Annotated in this window: 3 protein-coding genes and 1 pseudogene; 2 read left to right on the forward strand and 2 right to left on the reverse strand. The window is 65.4% G+C overall.

Annotation, left to right across the window (positions count from 1 at the left end):
• A partial coding sequence (locus tag BM228_RS35220) for a cupredoxin domain-containing protein (RefSeq protein ID WP_208612153.1) occupies nucleotides 1-506 on the forward strand: 506 nt, incomplete at its 5' end.
• Between the two features lie 21 nt (nucleotides 507-527).
• Here BM228_RS35220 and BM228_RS33325 read toward each other — a convergent pair.
• Nucleotides 528-1,599 (reverse strand): annotated as a pseudogene (locus tag BM228_RS33325) (hypothetical protein).
• Between the two features lie 145 nt (nucleotides 1,600-1,744).
• Complete coding sequence (locus tag BM228_RS33330) at nucleotides 1,745-2,149, reverse strand: hypothetical protein (protein ID WP_139234356.1); 405 nt, start codon at nucleotides 2,147-2,149, stop codon at nucleotides 1,745-1,747.
• A 353-nt stretch (nucleotides 2,150-2,502) separates the two neighbouring features.
• Here BM228_RS33330 and BM228_RS33335 point away from each other — a divergent pair.
• Nucleotides 2,503-3,506, forward strand: a 1,004-nt coding sequence (locus tag BM228_RS33335; RefSeq protein WP_139234357.1) for a CHASE3 domain-containing protein, incomplete at its 3' end; no start/stop codon positions are given.

Raw genomic sequence — 3,506 nt, forward strand, 5'->3', positions numbered from 1 at the left:
CGATCTCCTCGGGCTTCGGGTGCTTGGCCATGTCGTCCGTCCTCCAGGCTCAAAAGCCATACCAAAGGGCGGACCACTTCAGTGGGGGCGGATCAACTAAAGCGATTGGTATTGCAATTTTTGGTAACGATATGTCCGGATTCAGCTCTAAATTCGGTTCGGTAGTCTTGTTGAGTGCACTGGGACCGCTTGCCTTTGTTGGTGTGGCCGGTGCCATTCGCCTAGGCTCAGTCTCGGACCATCTCATATCGCAGAGGGGGAAGCGCTTCGGGCCGGAAGAGGTCTCCCTGCGCACGGGCGAGCACATCACCATCGTCAACGACGACTCCAACTTCGTCCATCATGCCTACGTCGACACGGAGGAGTTCGCCTTCGACTCCGGCGATATCGAGCCGGGGACTAGGGCGGTCATCGCGTTCACACGGGAGGGCGATTTCACCGTCCTGTGCGGCGTCCACCCCAGAATGAAGCTCGCGGTTCACGTCCGGCAGGCGGATCGACCCTGAGACCCGCCTACCGTCCCGTCCTCAGATCACCGGCAGGCCGACCAAGCCTTCGTACAGGGCCTCGTGGCCGACGTAGTACAGCGCCAGGAAGATCGCGAGCGCGCCGCAATAGTAGGCCGGCGCCCAAGCCGCATCGCGGACCCGCGCGGTGGCCCGCGCGTTGTCGGCGGCGATCCCGAGCAGCACGACAATGATGCCGGAATGTCCGATCGCGTCGACCTTGCCGAACTCGAACACCGCCGAGACGAAAATCGCCGCCAGGATGATCGCCGAGGTACGGCGCACCAGAGGCGTCCAGATCAGGGCGAAGGCCAGGGTGAACTCGATGACGCCGGCGGCCTGCATGAACAGCTCAGGGGGGCGCGCCCATGGTCATCTGCGGCTTGGCGGCGAGCAGCGGATCGGTCCACTGCGGGTAGGCCCACTTCTCCACCGAGGCCCACATCAGGGTGATGGCAGCGCTCCAGCGCACGATATCGAGCGGGCGGAGTCCGGAGGGCTTCAGGTTGATGCCCTGACAGATCAGGTAGACGGCAACGCCCAGGAACACCGGGTAGTCGGCGAGGTGGAAGAGACCGTACTGCGCCGTGGCGAAGCTGAACAGGAAGACGATGCCGAGGCCGGTGAGCGGCATCGTCCGGCGCCAGATCAGGCAGGCGGCCATGGCAAGCTGAAGCCACGGGATCCAGGCCGCATCGGTCTTGAGTTCGGGCGTGAGGATGATGCCGCCAAGCCCCCAGACCGAGACTAGGAAGAACCCGAGCGTGCACCGGACCAGCAGCTCGGTGTCGGTCCGGATGCGGGTGGTGACGCGGTCGAGCGCGTTCATGAGCGCGCCACCGAGCGGCGTCCCCTCGGCGAGGCAGCCCGCCATCAAGCAGACTATTGCGAGCGCAGTGACCCACTCGAAATCAGGGCACAGGACCTGTTCGAGACCGCGCGGCTGGCCAGCGACATCGTAGGCGCAGAACCACTTCACATGGGCGCTGGCGGTGCCCGTAGCGGCAAGAAGGGCCAAGGGTGCGGCGGCTAGCCTTGCCAGCGCGCGCGTCCCCAGGCGACCCGTGTACCTGAGCGCCGAGACCCGAACCATAATGACCTCGAAGGACGTAGCGGGCATCGACCCGCCTACGCATTTCCTCACAAAGTCTGGTGTTCCGCCAACGAATTATTAACGAACGTTACCTAATGGTTAATGGCGATCAGGGTGCTTATTGGTGAGGCAGCAAGCGCTAGTTCTAATCTTTGCTCAAGCTGACGTAGCGTGTCAGGACCCACCCGTGCTCGCAGGGGCCGGTATAGCTTTGTTCGACCGGTACGATGATCGTCGTCCGGCAGCCGAGCAGTGCCGAGCCGTGGACGACGCCGACCCAGGGGCCGAGCTTTTCGCAGACCTTGACCGTGTCACCATCGTGCAGGCGCCCGATCTCACGGAACGGGGCCTCGCCCGGGCCGCTCTGAACCGGCAGGAAGCTCTCGGCGCCCTGTCCGATCTCGATCACCTGCCCCGTCTCGGGACAGGCGTCCTCACCGATCGCCCCGCGCATCAGGATCGGCACGTTCAAAGGTTCAGTTTCCGCTCGGGCCATGCCGGTCGGCATGAGCGCGAGGAGCAGGCTTAGCCGCAATACGATCGCTTGCATGAGGACGTCGAGCTGTCGGATGTTAGGCAGGCGTTGTGACTCGATCGCCCTGCTTGGCGAGAGGGCGAACAACGCACCCACTCCCGAGAGGATCCGCGGCCGCGAGCAGGCATTCGCGGCGTCCGGTTCTCCCGCCGCGGCGCCCCTCACGCGACTGCCGCGCGAGGCTTCACATGCAGGACATGGGGAACTGTCCCGTACCTACCCGTCGTCGCGAGCCTGCCCGCTGTCGCCATCTTCTCGCTGTTTAGACTGTTGCTCGCCCCAACGCGGTTTGGGCGCTATGGGCTGGGCCGTCATCGTCGCGGCAACCGTTCAAAGCCGTCGGCGGGTCCGAGCAGGAAGTGCTGAGTATGCCGAACACGTTTGGCCTCAACCGCACGCTAGGCGGTGCCATCGGCGTCATCGCGCTGGTGTCGATCCTCAGCAGCGGAGCGGTCCTAGCGACCCGCAACCAGTTGCAGGCGGCAACCGACGCCCTCGATCGTTCAAACCAAGTAGCCCGCGGCCTCGACGCCTTCCGCACTGCCATGCTCAACCAGGAGACCGGTTTGCGCGGCTACCTCATCACCGGACGCGAGAGCAGCCTGGAGCCCTACCGCTGGGGACGGCCGGCCCTGGATGAGACGATCACCCGGCTGAGGAGTTTGATCGGCAACGATGCCGAGCGATCGCGCCTCATGACTGACGCCGAGGCGGCCGCGCGCGCTTGGCAGACCGACATCGGCGAGACCGCCATACGAGGCGCTGCCGATCCAACGACGCGACCGGAGGCGGTGCGCATTGAAGCCGAGGGCAGGGGCAAGCAGTTCTTCGACACCCTGCGCGGGAAGCTCGCAGCAATCGACGCCTTGGAGGAACAGACCCACGCGGCGCAGGCCGTTCGCGTCGCGCAAGCCGAGCGCAACGAGAGCCTCGCTCTTTGGAGCTGCACCCTGCTCACACTCCTGATCTGCCTTGGGATCGGGATCGCCATCAACCGCCTGATCGTCCGGCCGCTGGTGCGCGTCATGGGTTTCGTCGAGCATGTCGGCGAAGGCGACCTGTCGGGTACGCTCGGGCAGGGGGGGCACAACGAGATCGGCCGTTTGGGGCGCAGCCTCAATACGATGGTAGCAGGTCTTTCGGATCTCGCCCGGACCAACCGGACGGCGACCGCCGACCTCAACGCCGCCGCCGCCGAGATCCGCGCTTCCGTCCAGGAGCAGGCGGCCTCCGTCGAGGAGCAATTCGCCGCCGTGCAGGAGACCGCGGCGACCGTCGACGAGATCACCCATTCCGGCGCCCAGATCGGCAAGCGCGCCACCGAGGTCATCGCCACCGCCCAGGCCACCGCCCAGACCTCCCGCCAGGGCCT

This window comes from Methylobacterium pseudosasicola (assembly GCF_900114535.1).
Classification (GTDB): domain Bacteria; phylum Pseudomonadota; class Alphaproteobacteria; order Rhizobiales; family Beijerinckiaceae; genus Methylobacterium; species Methylobacterium pseudosasicola.